Source organism: Pseudomonas sp. GW822-FHT01E03 (assembly GCF_058802985.1).
In genome coordinates this window covers 310,882-327,321 of sequence record NZ_JBXAOQ010000003.1, presented here as the reverse complement: position 1 = coordinate 327,321, position 16,440 = coordinate 310,882, and the positions used below count along the sequence as shown (strand labels likewise).

Here is a 16,440-nt window from a genome sequence, read left to right as displayed (position 1 = left end):
CCATGCAAACTCGTGACGACATTTTCAACACCCTGCGCGATGCCTTGGTCGAGCTTTTCGAACTGGACCCTGAGCGTGTGAGCCTGGAATCCAACCTGTATCAGGACCTGGAAATCGACAGCATCGACGCGGTCGACCTGATTGATCACATCAAACGTCAGACCGGCAAGAAAATCGCCGCCGAAGAATTCAAATCGGTGCGTACCGTCAGTGACGTGGTCGAGGCGGTCTACCGTCTGGTTCAACCCGCCGCATGAATCGACTGATTGGCCTCGGCCTGCTGCTGGTAGGCCTTTTGTATCCCTTTGCGGTGTATTTCGGCATGGAGCATTTCGCCCCGTGGCAGTTCGGGCTGTTGCTGGGCGGGCTGTGGCTGGCCCGGGCGCTGACCGGCAAACGACGGCCTGGCAGCCTGTGGATGGCCACGGTGGCCATTGTGTTCTGCCTGTTGCTGGCACTGTTCGACAGCCCGGCGCTGTTGCGCTGGTATCCGGTGTTGATCAGCAGCTTCATGTTGGTGCTGTTCGGATCGAGCCTGACATTCGGCCCACCGATCGTTGAACGCCTGGCCCGGGTACGCGAGCCGCAATTGCCGGCCGAGGGCATTCGCTATACCCGTCAGGTGACCATCGCCTGGAGCGTTTTTTTTCTTTGCAACGGTTTGTGTGCCGCCGCCCTGACCCTCTGGGCGCCGTTGAGCTGGTGGACGTTGTACACCGGCCTGATTTCCTACGGATTGATAGGCCTGATGTTTGCCATTGAATGGCTCATACGAATAAGGGTACGAGGCCACCCATGAATTGGATAAAACTTGAGCACCTGCTGCTCAAGGCTCAGCCGGAGCGCGCCGTAACCACTGCTCCGGCACTGGATCACGCCCGACTGTGCGAACAGGCGCTGCGCCTGGCCGCCGGCCTGCAAGCCCGGGGTGTCCGGCAGATGGCCGTGCACCTTGAGGATGCCGCCGACCTGGCGATTGCCCTGTTCGGCGCCTGGCGTGCCGGGGTCAGTGTGCTGCTGCCGTCCGACCTGCAACCGCAGACCCGCCAACGCTGGTCGGGTGATGTTGATCTGTGGCTGAGCGATCAGCCCGACGATGCGCACCTTGGCGACCTCCAACAGCCGCCGCTTAGTGCCGCCGCGCTGGACCTGGATAACTGCCGACTCAGCCTGTGCACATCCGGCTCCAGCGGCGAACCCAAGCGCATCGAAAAAAACCTGCGCCAACTGGCCAATGAAGTCGAAGCCCTGGAACAGCTGTGGGGCGCTGACCTGGGCCCGGCGTGCATCATTGGCAGCGTCGCCACCCAGCACATCTACGGCCTGCTGTTTCGGGTGCTTTGGCCACTGTGCGCCGGGCGCCCGTTCCTGCGTCGGCAGTTGGCCTTTCCGGAAGACCTGCAACGCGCCAGCCGCGAATACCCGGCCTTCACCTGGGTGGCCAGCCCGGCGCTGCTCAAGCGCATGGGCGACAACCTCGACTGGCCGGCCTTGAGCGCCGTGCGCCGGGTTTTTTCCTCCGGCGGCGCATTGCCGGTCGAGGCCGCACAGAGCCTGCATGAGCGTCTGGGGCAATGGCCAACGGAAATCTTCGGCAGCTCGGAAACCGGCGGCATCGCCTGGCGTCAGGGCGCAGAACTGTGGCGCCCCTTTGCCGATGTCACGCTGACACAGGACAGTGAAGGTGCGCTGCTGATCGCTTCGCCCTACTTACCCGTCGGTCAAATCGAACACACGGCCGATTCAGCGCGCATCGCCATCGATGGTCGCTTCGAATTGCTCGGGAGACTGGACCGGATCGTCAAACTGGAAGAAAAACGCATCTCGCTGCCGATGCTGGAACAGGCGCTGGCGGCCCATGAATGGGTCATCGAAGCTCGGCTCGGCGTCGTTCAGGAAAACCGTGCCTCCCTGGGGGCGTTGCTGGTGCTGAGCGAGGCCGGTTTGCATGTGCTGCGCAATCACGGTCGACGCAGCCTCACCGAGCAACTGCGCCAGCACCTGAGCCAACACTGCGAAGCCCTGGCCCTGCCAAGACGCTGGCGCCTGCTGCGACAACTGCCACTGAACGCTCAGGGCAAACTGCCCCAGGCCGACGTCGACGCCCTGCTGTTGGCGCCGCGCCCCAAAGCGCCCGAGGTGCTGGAGCAAGTCGAAAGCAATGGCGAGTGGAGCCTGCAACTGGCCGTGCCACCGGACCTGGCCTATTTCAGCGGTCATTTCCCCAAGGCGCCGGTGTTGCCTGGCGTGGTGCAGGTGGACTGGGCGCTGAGCCTGGGCCGGCAACTGATGAACCTGCCGAAAAAATTCGCCGGCATGGAAGTCTTGAAGTTCCAGCAACTGGTGCGCCCGGGAGACGAAATCCAGCTGCATCTGCGCTACGACCCGGCGCGCGGCAAATTGTATTTCGCCTATCGCAACGAAACCGCCACCTGCTCAAGCGGGCGGATCTTGCTGGAGGCGGAGCATGCATAGCCCCTGCGCCGTCGTCCCCGTGTACAACCACGAAAGCGCCATCACCACGGTGGTCGATGCCCTGATCGCCAGCAACCTGCCGTGCATTCTGGTGGACGATGCCAGCAGCCCGAGCTGCGCCCGGGTGCTGGATCGCCTGGCCCAGCGTGAAATGGTTTACCTGATCCGGCTGGCCGAAAACCAGGGCAAGGGTGGCGCGGTCATGACCGGTTTGCGCGAAGCTTCGCGCCTGGGTTTCAGCCATGCCTTGCAGGTGGATGCCGATGGCCAGCACGATTTGCAGGACGTCAGGCGTTTCATCGAACAATCACGCCGCTACCCACGAGCGTTGATTTGCGGCTATCCGCAATATGACGCCAGCGTGCCGAAAGGCCGTTTGTATGCGCGCTACCTGACGCACGTCATGGTCTGGATCAACACCCTGTCATTGCAGATTCGCGACTCCATGTGCGGTTTCCGGGTTTACCCATTGCCGCCGGTCCTGGCGGTGATCGAGTCAGCGAAAATCGGCAAGCGCATGGACTTCGACTCGGACATCCTGGTGCGCCTGACCTGGCGCAATCAGCCGATGCAATGGCTGCAAACCAAAGTCCATTACCCGCTGGACGGCGTTTCGCATTTTCGGATGATCCACGACAACGTCCTGATTTCCAGCATGCACACGCGGCTGTTCTTCGGCATGTTGCTGCGTGCGCCAGTGATCCTCTGGCGACGGTGGCGGGCATGAGTTCAGACAAGCAGCATTGGGCCGACCGCGAAGAACGGGGCAGTTTCTGGCTGATGAAGCTCACCGCGTTCGGTGCCAATGTGCTGGGCCGTCGAGTACTGAGCCCAGTGTTGTACGGCATCGTGTTGTACTTTTTCCTGTTCGGCCGCAGCGCCCGACACAGCGCCTGGCAATACCAGCAACGCCTGGCCGACTGGAGCGGTCGCAGCGAACTGCGCCCGAGCCACTGGCGAGTGTTCGGCCAGTTCATGGCTTTCGCCGATTCCATGCTCGACAAACTCGACGTATGGAACGGCAAGCTGAGCATCGAACAGATCGAAATCATCGACCCGGCGCTGCTGCGCGACCAGTTGCGCGGCGCCCGCGGGCAAATGCTGGTGGGCGCGCACCTGGGTAATCTGGAAGTCTGCCGCGCACTGGCGGAGCTCGGCGAGAAAGTCACGATGAACGTGCTGGTGCACACCAAGCACGCCGAACAGTTCAACCGTTTGCTGGGCGAAGCCGGGGCGACCAATTTGCGCCTGATCCAGGTCAGCGAACTGGACCCCGGGATCATGCTGCAACTGAGCGAGCGCCTGGAACGCGGCGAGTGGCTGGCGATTGCCGGCGACCGAGTGCCGCTGCATGGCGGGCGCTGCGTGACCGTGGACTTTCTCGGTCATCCGGCCAGGTTCCCCCAGGGCCCGTGGCTGCTGGCCGGCCTGCTGAAATGCCCGGTCAACCTGCTGCTGTGCCTGAAAAAGCCCGACGGCGACTATCGACTGACCATTGAACCCTTCGCTGACGCAATCACCTGGAAGCGCAGCGACCGTGAACAGGTCATTCATCAGTGGGCCTCCCGCTACGCCGAACGCTTGGGTCACTATTGCCTCGAAGCGCCCCAACAATGGTTCAACTTTTACCCTTTCTGGAAGACCGATGACGACGCCAACGCTTGAGCCGGTAACCTTCGGCGAACGCCCTTTGCGCATTGAAGATGTGCTGGCACTGGCCAACCGCAAGGTGCCGACGCAGTTGCAAAGCGACCCTGCCTACCGCGAGCGCATCGCCAAGGGCGCGCGTTTTCTGGACTCTCTGCTGGACAAGGAAGGCGTGATCTACGGCGTAACCACCGGCTATGGCGATTCCTGCGTGGTCGCGGTGCCGCTGCATCACGTCGAGGCGCTGCCCCGTCACCTGTACACCTTCCACGGCTGCGGCCTGGGCAAACTGCTCGACGCCCAGGCCACCCGCGCGGTACTGGCGGCGCGTTTGCAGTCGTTGTGCCACGGTGTTTCCGGGGTGCGCGTGGAGCTGCTGGAGCGCCTGCAGGCGTTCCTTGAACACGACATCCTGCCGCTGATTCCGGAGGAAGGTTCGGTGGGCGCCAGTGGTGACCTGACGCCGCTTTCGTACGTTGCCGCCACGCTGTCCGGCGAACGCGAAGTGATGTTCCGCGGCGAGCGCCGGCAGGCTGCCGATGTGCACCACGAACTCGGCTGGCAGCCACTGGTGTTGCGTCCGAAAGAAGCCCTGGCGCTGATGAACGGCACCGCGGTGATGACCGGTCTGGCCTGCCTGGCGTACGCCCGCGCCGATTACCTGCTGCATCTGGCCACGCGCATCACCGCGCTGAACGTGGTCGCCCTGCAAGGAAACCCGGAGCACTTCGACGAGCGCCTGTTCGCGACCAAGCCACACCCGGGGCAGATGCAGGTCGCCGCGTGGTTGCGCAAAGACCTGGCCATCGACGCACCGACCGCGCCACTGCATCGCCTGCAAGACCGTTATTCCCTGCGCTGCGCGCCCCATGTGCTGGGCGTACTGGCCGACAGCCTGAACTGGCTGCGTTCGTTCATCGAGATCGAGCTCAACAGCGCCAACGACAACCCGATCATCGACGCCGAGGCCGAGCGCGTGCTGCACGGTGGGCACTTCTACGGCGGGCACATCGCGTTCGCCATGGACAGCCTGAAAAACCTCGTGGCCAACGTCGCCGACCTGCTGGATCGGCAACTCGCGCTGCTGGTGGACGAGCGCTACAACCATGGCTTGCCGAGCAACCTGTCGGGCGCCACGGCCGACCGCGCCATGCTCAACCACGGCTTCAAGGCGGTGCAAATCGGCACCAGCGCCTGGACCGCCGAAGCGCTGAAGAACACCATGCCGGCCAGCGTCTTCTCGCGTTCCACCGAATGCCATAACCAGGACAAAGTGAGCATGGGCACCATCGCCGCCCGGGATGCAATCCGCGTGCTGGAACTCACCGAACAAGTGGCGGCCGCTACGCTGCTGGCGGCCAATCAGGGCGTCTGGCTGCGCGGCCAGGCCGAAGATGCACGCCCCCTGCCACCCGCGTTGGCCACCATGCATGAAGCCTTGTCCAACGACTTCCCACCGGTCATCGAAGACCGCGCACTGGAAGGCGAATTGCGCCTGTGCCTGCAACGCATCGCCGAACAACACTGGAGGCTGCATGCGTAGCAAGGGATTTCTCTACACCGACACGGAAATCGTCGTACCGTTCTTTGACGTCGACAGCATGCACGTGGTCTGGCACGGCCATTACGTCAAATACCTGGAAGTCGCCCGCTGTGCGCTGCTGGACAAGATCGGCCACAACTACACGGCGATGAACGAATCCGGCTATGCGTGGCCGGTGATCGACCTGCAACTGCGCTACGTGCGCGGGGCGGTGTTCGGCCAGAAACTCAACGTGCGCGCCAACCTGGTGGAGTGGGAGAACCGCTTGAAGATCAACTACCTGATCAGCGACCTGCAAACCGGTGAGCGCCTGACCCGGGCCATGTCGGTACAGGTCGCCGTCGACATTGCCAGCCGCGAGATGCAACTGGCCTCGCCGAAGGTCTTCACCGATGCTGTTGAGAAGGCCCTGCCATGATGTTCTGCCATCCCCGTTCCCCTGTAGGAGCGAGCCTGCTCGCGATGGTCGTTAACGATAACGCTGGGTATCTGACACCCCGTGGCGCTCTCAGTTTTTTCGCGAGCAAGCTCGTTCCTGCAGTGTTCTGCGTGCTACTGGGTATTCCTGGACTGGCCCATGCCTTCGATCTGCAACAGCTCAGCGATCAACTGGCCAGACCCGAGGTGATCCACGGCAAGTTCATCCAGGAAAAACACCTGCGCGCCCTGCCCCAGCCGCTGACCAGCAAGGGCACGTTCGTGCTGGCAAAAAACCACGGCCTGTTATGGCTGTTGAAAACGCCCTTGCAACAGGACTACCGCATCACCGCCAAAGGCATTGCCCGACGTGACGGCAGTGTTTGGCAAATGCTGCCGGGCAAAAGCGCCGGTGCCGAGCAGAACCGTTTGTTCCTCGCCGTGCTGCAAGGCGATAGCAGTGGCCTGCAACGGGATTTCGAGCTGTCCCTGAGCGGCGACGCGCAGAACTGGAAGCTCACGCTGCTGCCACGCTCGATGCTGCTCAAGCAGGTGTTCAACCAGATCAACATTACCGGCGCGGAACTGGTACACAGCATCGAACTGCTCGAGACTCAGGGCGACAGCACGTTGTTGCGCATGCAGGACAGCACCAGCACCCAACCGTTGAGCGACGCGGAGCAGCATGACTTTGCCGAGTGAACGGTGGTTGCCACGGCTGTTTCTGATCCTGCTGCTGGCAGTACTGGCGCTCGCCGGTTGGCAATGGCGTGACGGCGCGCCGCTGTCGGCCAACCTGATGGATCTGGTGCCCGGCACAGCGCCCGATGCCCTGGAACTGCGCGCCGAACAACGCATGCAAGAACCGCTGAACCGCGAAATGCTGGTGCTGGTCGGCCACAGCGATCGCCAGCAGGCCGTCGCCATGGCGCAGACACTCGGCGAGCAATGGCAGGCCAGCGGCTTGTTCGAAAAGGTCCAGTGGACCCTGCAAGCCGACTTGCCGGCGCTGCGCACGCAGTTGCTGCAAGGTCGCCTGGCGATGCTCCAGGCGGCGGACCGACAACTTCTGATCGAGCACCCCGACACTTTTATCCAGCAGCGGGTGCAGGCGTTGTTCGACCCGTTCAACGGTTACAGCCTGGTGCCGAGCCAGGACGACTGGTTGGGCCTGACCGGACGAATCCAGAACAGCCAGCCGCAACGTGGTTCGGTGCAACTGGACATCGGCAGCGGCGCCCTGGTCGCCGATGCCGATGGCAAGAGCTGGGTGCTGCTGCGCGCGCGCACCACCGGCAACGCCTTCGACATGAACCTGCCGCTGCAAGTGGCCGATCTGCTCAAGCACAGCCGCGAAGAAGCCGCCCGGCACGACGTGCAACTGCTCGCCGCCAGCGGCCTGTTGTACGCAGCCAGCGGGCAGCAGCAGGCCGCCCGGGAGATGACCTGGGTCGGCGGCGGTGCCACCGTGGGGATTTTGTTGCTGCTGCTGTTGGCCTTCCGGCGCTGGCGCGTTTTGCTGGCCTTCGTGCCGGTGCTGGTGGGCATGCTCTTCGGTGCGGTGGCCTGCGTGGCGTTGTTCGGCCATATGCACGTGATGACCCTGGTGCTGGGTTCGAGCCTGATTGGTGTCGCGGTCGACTACCCCCTGCATTACCTGTCCAAGAGCTGGAGCCTGAAACCCTGGCGCAGCTGGCCAGCCCTGCGCCTGACCCTGCCGGGCTTGACCCTGAGCCTGATCACCAGCGGCATCGGTTACCTGGCCCTGGCCTGGACACCCTTCCCGGCGCTGACCCAGATTGCCGCGTTCTCTGCCGCAGGGTTGCTCGGCGCCTATTTGTCCGCCGTGTGCCTGCTGCCGGCATTGCTCAAGGGCGTAGACCTGCGCCCGGCGCACTGGCCATTGCGCGTTTGCGAGTTTTTGCTGGGTTGCCGTGAAGCGCTGCTCAAACAGCTGAAAACGCCAGTCTTGCTGGCGCTGCTGGTCGCCTTTTGCGTGGGCGGCCTGTTGCAGCTGAGCAGCAAAAACGACATCCGCCAGTGGATCAGCGCACCGCAACAATTGACCGACGAAGCCCAGGCCATTGCCCGAATCACCGGCTATCAACCCACCAGCCAGTTCTTCCTGATACGCGCCGCCAATCAGCAGCAACTGCTCGAACGCCAGACCGCTCTGAGAGAACGACTGGATCAATTGACAGGCCTGGAAAAGCTCCAGGGTTATCTGTCGCTCAATCAACTGGTCAGCCCGCCGAACGAACAGCAACAGGTGCGCGCAGCGTTGAGCAAACTGTCTTCGTTCTGGCAACCCTTGCTCGAAGTCGGCGTACCGGTCGAGGCGCTGCAAGCCGAGCTGACGAAGCTTCAGGCATTGCCGACCGTGGACATCGAAGCAGCGCTGAGCGGCCCGTTGGCAGAACCCTACCGGGCCCTGTGGCTGGGGCCGACCGAAGACGGCGTGGCGGCAATGGTCAGCCTGCAAGGCATCAACAACACGGCCCTGCTGCGGCTCCAGGGCGAGGATCTGCCCGGCGTGACACTGGTGGATCGACTGGGTGAGTTGAACAACGTCTTCGCGGCCACCCAAATCAGTGCCGCGGAACTGAAACTCGCCTCCTGCGTGTTGATCGTGCTGGTGCTTATCCTGCCATTCGGCCTGGGCGGTGCGTTGCGCATCGTGTCCCTGCCCCTGCTGGCGGCGTTGTGCAGCCTGGCCAGCCTCGGCTGGCTGGGGCAGCCGTTGACCCTGTTCAGCCTGTTCGGCCTGCTGCTGGTGACGGCGATCAGCGTCGATTACGCGATCCTGATGCGCGAACAGGTCGGCGGCGCAGCCGTGAGCCTGCTGGGCACCCTGCTGGCGGCATTGACCACCTGGCTGTCGTTCGGCCTGCTGGCGGTATCGAGCACCCCGGCGGTGAGCAACTTCGGACTGTCGGTGAGCCTGGGCCTGATCTTCAGCTTCCTGCTCGCACCGTGGGCCGGTCGCCAGGTGCATGAGCCCACGGCCGTGGAGCGGGCAACATGATGGTCGTTCTGTTCTGGGCGATGGCACTGGTGTTGTTCGCCTTGGCGACCCGTGTCGGCCGGCATTTCGGCCTGATCCCCATCGTCAGCCAGTTGTTGCTGGCGACCCTCGGCTTGCCGCTGTTGATGTATTTCTGGATCGAGCCCCAATGGCAATTGAGCGGTGCGCAGCTGGTGTCGCCGGGCTGGCTGAAGAACCTCTACAGCCTGAGCTTTGCCCTGTTGCTGGGCTACATCCTCAGCGATGTGATCGACCTGCAACTGGATCGCCAAAGCCTGAAAATCGCCCTTCCCAGCTTTTGCATTCCGTTTGCCTGCGGTCTGGCCACGGCCATCTGGCTGTTGCCGCCGCAACCGTGGATCAGCTCGCTGGCCGTCGGCCTGTTGTTCGCCATCACCGCGATTCCGGTGTTGTACCTGTACCTGCGGCACATCGATTACCCGCCCGCCGCCACCCGGCGACTGGTGCAAACCGCGATCCTCATCGACCTCGCCTGCTGGACCCTGTTCGGTATCGCCCAGGGCAGCCTGCACCTGAGCAGCCTGTTGCTGCCCCTGGCCGGCGCGTGCCTCCCGGTGCTGCTGCGGCTGCTGGGCCTGCGCCAGACGTGGCTCTACAGCCTGAGCTTTTTCGCCCTGCTGGTCGTCGCCGAACACTTCAAGCTCAATGCGCTGATTTTCGGCATCGGCTATGTGTTGATCATGGCCGCGCTGAAAGCCCCACTGGTCCTGCCGTTGCCGGCCATCTGGATGAGCCGCTTGCAGACGTACATCGCCATCCCGCTGATCCTCACGTTCGGCATCGTGCAGATCAACGTGCACAGCGCGATGGACAGCCTCGGCTGGATGCAACTGGTCGCCCTGCTGCTGTTGCCGATGCTGAGCAAACTGCTGGGCAACTGGCTCGGCCTCGGCTGGGCCGGGGCCTCGTTCCAGGGTGCCAGCCGCTGGCGGGAAAGTGTGCTGCTGAACATCCGTGGCTTGAGCGAGATCGTTTTTCTCAACCTGCTGCTGCAACAGCAACTCATCAGCCCGCCGCTGTACTTTGCCCTGATGCTGATGGGCCTGATCGCTACACTGCTGCCAGCCCTGACCGGCATGCACCGTATCCCCCTGAAAGCCGCTGTCCCCGCAAGGAGCCCCCATGCCAACCGTTGAGATGGAATGCCGCCAGGTCGTGATCATCGGCGCCGGACCTTCCGGCGCCATCGCCGCCGCGTTGCTCAAGCGCAAGGGACACGATGTGCTGGTGATCGAGCGGCAGCATTTTCCACGGTTTTCCATCGGCGAAAGCCTGTTGGCCCATTGCCTGGATTTCGTCGAAGAAGCGGGCATGCTCGACGCCGTCAACGCCGCCGGCTTCCAGCTGAAAACCGGTGCCGCGTTTGCCTGGGGCGAGCGCTACAGCGCCTTCGATTTCGGCGAGACGTTCAGCCACGGCAAATCGACGACCTTTCAGGTCCAGCGCGCCGATTTCGATAAGCTGCTGGCCGATCAGGCCGCGCTGCAAGGCGTGGAGATCCGCTATGGCGAAACCATCGTCAGCGTCGACATGGCCCCGGGGAAACCGCAGCTCGGCGTGCGCCGCGAAGACGGTAGCGAGTACCGCATCGAGGCTGACTTCCTGCTCGATGCGAGCGGTTACGGCCGAGTGCTGCCGCGCTTGCTCGACCTCGAGGCGCCGTCGAACTTCCCGGTGCGTCAGGCCGTGTTCACTCACGTCGAAGACCGTATCGACCTCCCGGCCTTCGACCGCAGCAAGATCCTGGTGACCACTCATCCGACTCAGCGCGACGTGTGGTTCTGGACCATCCCGTTCAGCAACGGGCGCTGCTCGGTCGGCGTGGTCGCCGCAGAGGAGCGTTTCGCAGGCCGTAGCGACAATCTGGACGAGTGCCTGCGCGGCTTTATCGCCGAGACGCCAAGCCTGGCCCGCGTGTTGCAAAATGCGCAGTGGGACACCGAGGCCCGAACCATCGGCGGTTACTCGGCCAACGTCAAAACCCTGCACGGCCCGGGCTTCGCGCTGCTGGGCAATGCCGCGGAATTCCTCGACCCGGTGTTTTCCTCCGGCGTGACCATCGCCATGCGTTCGGCGAGCATGGCCGCTGGGGTATTGCACCGTCAGCTGCAAGGCGAAGCCGTCGACTGGCAAACCGAGTTCGCCGAACCGCTCAAGCGCGGCGTCGACACGTTCCGCTGCTATGTCGAAGGCTGGTACGCGGGGACATTCCAGGACGTGATTTTCCATGAGAGCAGCTCACCGGAAATCCGCGGGATGATCAGTTCCATTCTTGCCGGATATGCCTGGGACCGACGCAATCCGTTCGTCAGCGCAGCCAGGCGCCGGTTGAAGGCGATTTCGGAGTTCTGTGCAAGGGATGCGTCATGAACTACTTGAGCGACAACTACGTCGAAGAAACCCGTTTCGGTTTGTGGTTCCTGCGCAGCCAGATCTGGCAACACTATGTGCTGCGGTTGGCGATCAACGACTTGCACAACCTGTTCAGCGAAGCGCTGCCTGTCAACCCGGTGCTGCTGGATGCCGGTTGCGGCCAGGGCAAGTCATTCCCGCTGCTGCGCCAGGCCTTTGCGCCCGGTCGTCTGATTGGCGTCGATGCTGATCCACAAAGCCTGATCCAGAGCCGCGAAGAAGCGGCCCGCCAGGGCATGGAAGTGGAGTTGATCGGCGGCGACTGCGCCAGCCTGAACCTGCCGGACGCCAGTATCGACCTGCTGTTCTGTCACCAGACCTTCCATCACCTGGTGGAGCAGGAACAGGCACTGGCCGAGTTCTACCGCGTACTCAAACCCGGCGGTTATCTGCTGTTCGCCGAATCCACCGAGGCTTACATTGATACCTGGGTGATCCGCTGGTTGTTTCGCCACCCCATGCACGTGCAGAAAAGCGCTGCGCAGTACCTGCAAATGATTCGCCGGCAGGGCTTCGAATTTACCGCGCAAAACGTGTCTTATCCGTACCTGTGGTGGAGTCGCGCCAAGGATTTCGGCCTGCTCGAATACTTGGGTGTGTGCAAGCCAAAACCCTTTGGCCAACGGGAAGAAACCCTGGTCAATGTGGTGGCGCGCAAACCTTTTGAAGGAACTGAGTGATGTTCATTGCCAACCGCTTGAAACACCAAACCTGTGGGAGCGAGCTCGCTCGCGATAGCGGTGGGTCAGTCAATATCAATGTTGAATGTATCGCCGCCATCGCGAGCAAGCTCGCTCCCACAGGGGTAACCGGCGTTATGCGATTTCTGTTACTTGCCGTAGCCCTGCTTTTGAGCGCCTGCGCCGGCCGGGCGCCGCTGCCCGAGCACAATCCGGATCTGCCGTTGCCGCTGCAACTGCACATCCAGCTCTTGCAGCCCGACGACCGCCAGGACTGGGTGCTGGTGATCCAGCGTGAAGAGACGGGTATTCGCTGGTCGATGATGGACCTGTTGGGCATTCCCCAGGCCCGCCAGAAATTGATCGATAAAACCTGGGAGTCCGATGGTTTCCTGCCGCCCAATCCGCAAGCCCGGGAACTGTTCGCGGCGCTACTGTTTGCGCTGACGCCGCAAGAAGAACTGGCGGCCAACTATCCCGGTGCCTGGCAGTACGGCAGACAACGGTCCCTGCCCGAGCGCTGGGACATTCGCTACGCACAACCGCAGAATTTTGAATTGAAGCTACCGCATGGTCCGAGCTATCAAGTCACGCCCCTGAGCGGTGAAACGCCATGACGGCTTACCTCAATGCCCTCGGACTGGTCTGCGCGCTGGGCCGCGACAAGCAGGAAGTCGCCCGCAACCTGTTTGCCGGCGACTGCGGCGGCATGCGCGAACAAACCGGGTGGGTGCCGCAACGCACGCTGCCGGTCGGTGCGGTCCTGGGCAAACTGGCAAGCATTCCGGCCGACATGTCGCGCCATCACAGTCGCAACAATCAGTTGTTGCTGGAGGCCACGCTGCAAATCCGCGCGGACATCGACAGCGCGATCCAGACCTACGGCCGCGACCGCATCGGTGTCGTGCTGGGCACCAGCACCTCGGGCATCGACGAGGCCAGCCAGGGACTGGCGCATTACCTGCGTGAAAAGCAGTTCCCTGCCGAGTACGACTATCAGCAACAGGAACTCGGGGCGCCGGCGAACTTCCTCGCCGAGTGGCTGCAATTGAGCGGGCCGACCTATGTCATTTCCACGGCCTGCACCTCCAGCGCCCGGGCCTTGATGAGCGCCCAGCGCCTGTTGGACCTGGGCATGTGCGACGCGGTGCTGTGTGGCGGTGTCGACACCTTGTGCAAGCTGACACTCAACGGTTTCTCGGCGCTCGAAGCGGTCTCGGAACAACGCTGCAATCCGTTTTCGGTGAACCGCAATGGCATCAACATTGGCGAAGCGGCGGTGCTGTTCCTGATGACCAGACGTGCAGCCGACAGCCAGGCGATTGCCTTGCTCGGCAGCGGCGCCAGTTCCGATGCGCATCACATCTCCGCCCCGGAGCCGACTGGTCGTGGCGCCCTGCAAGCGATGCGCAAAGCCCTGGGCCGCGCCAACCTGCAACCGGAGCAGATCGCTTATCTGAACCTGCACGGCACCGCCACCCAGCACAACGACGCCATGGAAAGCCAGGCCGTGGCGACCCTGTTCCCGACTGGCGTACCCTGTTCGTCGAGCAAACCCATGACCGGCCACACCCTCGGTGCCGCCGGGGCGCTGGAGGCGGCGTTCTGCTGGTTGAGCCTGAGCCCGGACAATCACGAGCATGCCCTGCCGCCTCACGTCTGGGACGGACAGCCCGATCCCGAATTGCCGCCGCTGCAATGGGTGACCCCGGCCACTCGCCTGACGTCCATTGCACCCCGCTACCTGATGAGCAATTCCTTTGCCTTCGGTGGCAACAACGTCAGCCTGATTATCGGAGACGCCCCATGATTGACTGGCCGATCGCCGAACTGTTGCCCCACGCGGGTGACATGATTCTTATCGATCAGATCCTGGCGTTCGATGAAGAGCAGATTCACACGCGCCTGACCGTCAAGCCCGATGGCCTGTTCAATCTCCCCGACGGCAGCCTGCCGGCCTGGGTCGGCATCGAACTGATGGCCCAGAGCGTGGCCGCCTTCGCCGGTTGCCATGCGCGCCAGCGCGGTGATGAGGTGGAATTGGGATTCCTGCTCGGCAGCCGAAAATTCGAATGCAACGTCGAAAGTTTTCCGGCCGGCACCGAGTTGACCATCCACGGTATTCGCTCCCTGGAAGACGATAACGGCATGGGCGTGTTCGAATGCCACATCAACGCCCCCGGCATTCACGTTACCGCCCGTCTGAATGTGTTCCGCCCACCCCAGGCCGCTCAATATCTCCATGAACCCGAAGGAGTCCAGTGATGACTGAATCCGTACTGGTCACCGGTTCCAGCCGTGGCATCGGCCGCGCCATCGCCTTGCGCCTGGCCCAGGCCGGGCACGACATCGTGTTGCATTGCCGCAGCGGCCTGGCGGACGCCGAAGCCGTCAAGGCCGAAGTCGAGGCCTTGGGCCGTCGTGCGCGCATCCTGCAGTTCGACGTGGCCGACCGCGCCCGCTGCAAGGAAATTCTCGAAGCCGACGTGGAAACCCATGGCGCCTATTACGGTGTGGTACTCAATGCCGGCTTGACCCGCGACGGTGCCTTTCCCGCCCTTAGCGAGGAGGATTGGGATGTAGTGATGCGCACCAATCTCGACGGTTTCTATAACGTGCTGCACCCGGTGATGATGCCGATGATCCGTCGTCGCGCCGCCGGGCGGATTGTCTGCATCACCTCGGTGTCGGGTTTGATCGGCAACCGTGGCCAGGTCAACTACAGTGCTTCCAAGGCCGGCTTGATCGGCGCGGCCAAGGCATTGGCGATCGAGTTGGGCAAGCGCAAAATCACCGTTAACTGTGTCGCACCCGGCCTGATCGACACAGCCATGCTCGACGAGAATGTGCCGGTGGAAGAACTGATGAAAATGATCCCCGCACAACGCATGGGCACCCCTGAAGAGGTGGCCGGCGCGGTGAATTTCCTGATGTCGGCGGAAGCCTCGTACATCACCCGGCAGGTTCTGGCCGTCAACGGAGGCCTGTGCTGATGAAGCGCGTCGTCGTCACCGGCATGGCCGGTATCACCTCACTGGGCAGCGACTGGGACACCATCGCCGGCAACTTCGCGGCCAACCGCAGCGGCATCCGCCGGATGGACGAGTGGGATCGTTTTACCGAACTCAACACGCGCCTGGCTGGCCCCATCGATGACTTCAAGGTGCCAAGCCACTGGACCCGCAAGCAACTGCGCAGCATGGGCCGGGTCTCGCGGCTTGCCGTGGGTGCGGCGGAGATGGCGCTGGCCGATGCCGGCCTGCTGGGCGACGAATCGATCAAGGACGGGCGCATGGGCGTCGCCTGCGGCTCCTCCACCGGCAGTACCGACGAGATCAAGGCGTTCGGCAACATGCTGCTCAACTCAGTGGCCGAAGGCCTGAACGCCAACTCCTACGTGCGGATGATGCCGCACACCACCGCGGCCAATATCAGCATCTTCTTCGGCCTCACCGGTCGCTTGATCCCGACGTCCAGCGCCTGCACCAGCGGCAGCCAGGGCATTGGCTATGCCTACGAGGCGATCAAGTTCGGGCGCCTGCCGCTGATGCTCGCCGGCGGTGCCGAGGAACTGTGCCCGACCGAAGCCATGGTCTTCGACGCGCTCTACGCCACCAGCCTGAAAAACGACACCCCGCAACGCAGCCCGCGCCCTTACGACACCGCACGCGACGGCCTGGTGATCGGCGAAGGCGGCGGTATGCTGGTGCTCGAGGAACTGGAACACGCCCTGGCCCGTGGCGCTCGCATCCATGCCGAGATTGTCGGTTTCGGCAGCAACGCCGACGGCCAGCACACCACCCGTCCGGAACAAATCACCATGCGCCGCGCCATGGAACTGGCCCTGGAGGACGCCGGGCTGAAACCTTCGGACATCGGCTACGTCAACGGCCACGGCACTGCCACCGAACAGGGCGACATCGCCGAAACCCTGGCCACCAGCAGCCTGTTCGGCGAACACATGCCGATCAGCTCGCAGAAAAGCTTTCTCGGCCACACCCTCGGCGCCTGTGGTGCGCTGGAATCGTGGTTCAGCATCGAAATGATGAACCGCGACCTGTACGCCCACACCTTCAACCTCGACGAAGTCGACCCGCATTGCGGCAAGCTCGATTACCTGCGCGGCGAGTTTCGGCAGATGAGCAACCAGTACGTGATGAACAATAACTTTGCGTTTGGCGGGGTTAATACGTCACTGATTTTCAAGCGCTGGCCATAAC

The 16,440-nt window shown here is 63.0% G+C and carries 17 protein-coding genes; all 17 read left to right on the top strand.

What is annotated here, in order from left to right:
• The first annotated feature begins 2 nt into the window (after positions 1–2).
• The 17 genes from AC1RP7_RS07610 to AC1RP7_RS07530 are packed head-to-tail and all read left to right on the top strand — an operon-like array spanning position 3 to position 16,439.
• A complete protein-coding gene (locus AC1RP7_RS07610; protein ID WP_007992314.1) occupies positions 3–257 on the top strand; it encodes an acyl carrier protein in 255 nt (84 codons plus the stop codon).
• Complete coding sequence (locus tag AC1RP7_RS07605) at positions 254–799, top strand: COG4648 family protein (RefSeq protein ID WP_057712314.1); 546 nt, start codon at positions 254–256, stop codon at positions 797–799. The genes AC1RP7_RS07610 and AC1RP7_RS07605 overlap by 4 nt, the downstream gene beginning before the upstream one ends.
• Positions 796–2,475: an ApeI family dehydratase gene (locus tag AC1RP7_RS07600; RefSeq protein ID WP_493181555.1), complete on the top strand. Its 1,680-nt coding sequence runs from the start codon at positions 796–798 to the stop codon at positions 2,473–2,475. The genes AC1RP7_RS07605 and AC1RP7_RS07600 overlap by 4 nt, the downstream gene beginning before the upstream one ends.
• Positions 2,468–3,202 (top strand): glycosyltransferase family 2 protein, encoded by a 735-nt coding sequence (locus tag AC1RP7_RS07595; RefSeq protein WP_349734608.1) that lies wholly within the window; start codon positions 2,468–2,470, stop codon positions 3,200–3,202. The genes AC1RP7_RS07600 and AC1RP7_RS07595 overlap by 8 nt, the downstream gene beginning before the upstream one ends.
• Entirely contained in the window at positions 3,199–4,140 is a 942-nt protein-coding gene (locus AC1RP7_RS07590) for a lysophospholipid acyltransferase family protein (RefSeq protein WP_493181554.1), read from the top strand. Before AC1RP7_RS07595 ends, AC1RP7_RS07590 begins: the two co-directional genes overlap by 4 nt.
• The gene (locus AC1RP7_RS07585; protein WP_493181553.1) at positions 4,121–5,665 is read left to right on the top strand and encodes an HAL/PAL/TAL family ammonia-lyase; all 1,545 of its coding nucleotides are present in this window, start codon (positions 4,121–4,123) and stop codon (positions 5,663–5,665) included. The genes AC1RP7_RS07590 and AC1RP7_RS07585 overlap by 20 nt, the downstream gene beginning before the upstream one ends.
• Positions 5,658–6,083: an acyl-CoA thioesterase gene (locus AC1RP7_RS07580; RefSeq protein WP_057712319.1), complete on the top strand. Its 426-nt coding sequence runs from the start codon at positions 5,658–5,660 to the stop codon at positions 6,081–6,083. The genes AC1RP7_RS07585 and AC1RP7_RS07580 overlap by 8 nt, the downstream gene beginning before the upstream one ends.
• Positions 6,080–6,784 carry an outer membrane lipoprotein carrier protein LolA gene (locus AC1RP7_RS07575; RefSeq protein ID WP_493181552.1) on the top strand — a complete coding sequence of 235 codons (705 nt, stop codon included), beginning with the start codon at positions 6,080–6,082 and terminating at the stop codon, positions 6,782–6,784. The genes AC1RP7_RS07580 and AC1RP7_RS07575 overlap by 4 nt, the downstream gene beginning before the upstream one ends.
• Positions 6,768–9,107: an MMPL family transporter gene (locus tag AC1RP7_RS07570; RefSeq protein WP_057712321.1), complete on the top strand. Its 2,340-nt coding sequence runs from the start codon at positions 6,768–6,770 to the stop codon at positions 9,105–9,107. Before AC1RP7_RS07575 ends, AC1RP7_RS07570 begins: the two co-directional genes overlap by 17 nt.
• Positions 9,104–10,264, top strand: coding sequence for a sodium:proton antiporter (locus tag AC1RP7_RS07565; RefSeq protein WP_493181551.1), 1,161 nt, complete (start codon positions 9,104–9,106; stop codon positions 10,262–10,264). The genes AC1RP7_RS07570 and AC1RP7_RS07565 overlap by 4 nt, the downstream gene beginning before the upstream one ends.
• Positions 10,251–11,498: an NAD(P)/FAD-dependent oxidoreductase gene (locus tag AC1RP7_RS07560; RefSeq protein WP_493181550.1), complete on the top strand. Its 1,248-nt coding sequence runs from the start codon at positions 10,251–10,253 to the stop codon at positions 11,496–11,498. Before AC1RP7_RS07565 ends, AC1RP7_RS07560 begins: the two co-directional genes overlap by 14 nt.
• On the top strand, positions 11,495–12,220 hold the full coding sequence (locus AC1RP7_RS07555; protein ID WP_493181549.1) for a class I SAM-dependent methyltransferase: 726 nt from the start codon (positions 11,495–11,497) through the stop codon (positions 12,218–12,220). The genes AC1RP7_RS07560 and AC1RP7_RS07555 overlap by 4 nt, the downstream gene beginning before the upstream one ends.
• The gene (locus AC1RP7_RS07550; protein WP_493181548.1) at positions 12,220–12,837 is read left to right on the top strand and encodes a hypothetical protein; all 618 of its coding nucleotides are present in this window, start codon (positions 12,220–12,222) and stop codon (positions 12,835–12,837) included. Before AC1RP7_RS07555 ends, AC1RP7_RS07550 begins: the two co-directional genes overlap by 1 nt.
• A complete protein-coding gene (locus AC1RP7_RS07545; protein WP_493181547.1) occupies positions 12,834–14,030 on the top strand; it encodes a beta-ketoacyl-[acyl-carrier-protein] synthase family protein in 1,197 nt (398 codons plus the stop codon). Before AC1RP7_RS07550 ends, AC1RP7_RS07545 begins: the two co-directional genes overlap by 4 nt.
• The gene (locus AC1RP7_RS07540; RefSeq protein WP_057712326.1) at positions 14,027–14,485 is read left to right on the top strand and encodes a hotdog family protein; all 459 of its coding nucleotides are present in this window, start codon (positions 14,027–14,029) and stop codon (positions 14,483–14,485) included. Before AC1RP7_RS07545 ends, AC1RP7_RS07540 begins: the two co-directional genes overlap by 4 nt.
• Positions 14,485–15,213, top strand: coding sequence for a 3-oxoacyl-ACP reductase FabG (gene fabG, locus AC1RP7_RS07535; RefSeq protein WP_102671137.1), 729 nt, complete (start codon positions 14,485–14,487; stop codon positions 15,211–15,213). The genes AC1RP7_RS07540 and fabG overlap by 1 nt, the downstream gene beginning before the upstream one ends.
• Complete coding sequence (locus AC1RP7_RS07530) at positions 15,213–16,439, top strand: beta-ketoacyl-ACP synthase (protein WP_150811943.1); 1,227 nt, start codon at positions 15,213–15,215, stop codon at positions 16,437–16,439. The genes fabG and AC1RP7_RS07530 overlap by 1 nt, the downstream gene beginning before the upstream one ends.
• The last annotated feature ends 1 nt before the right edge of the window (position 16,440 follow it).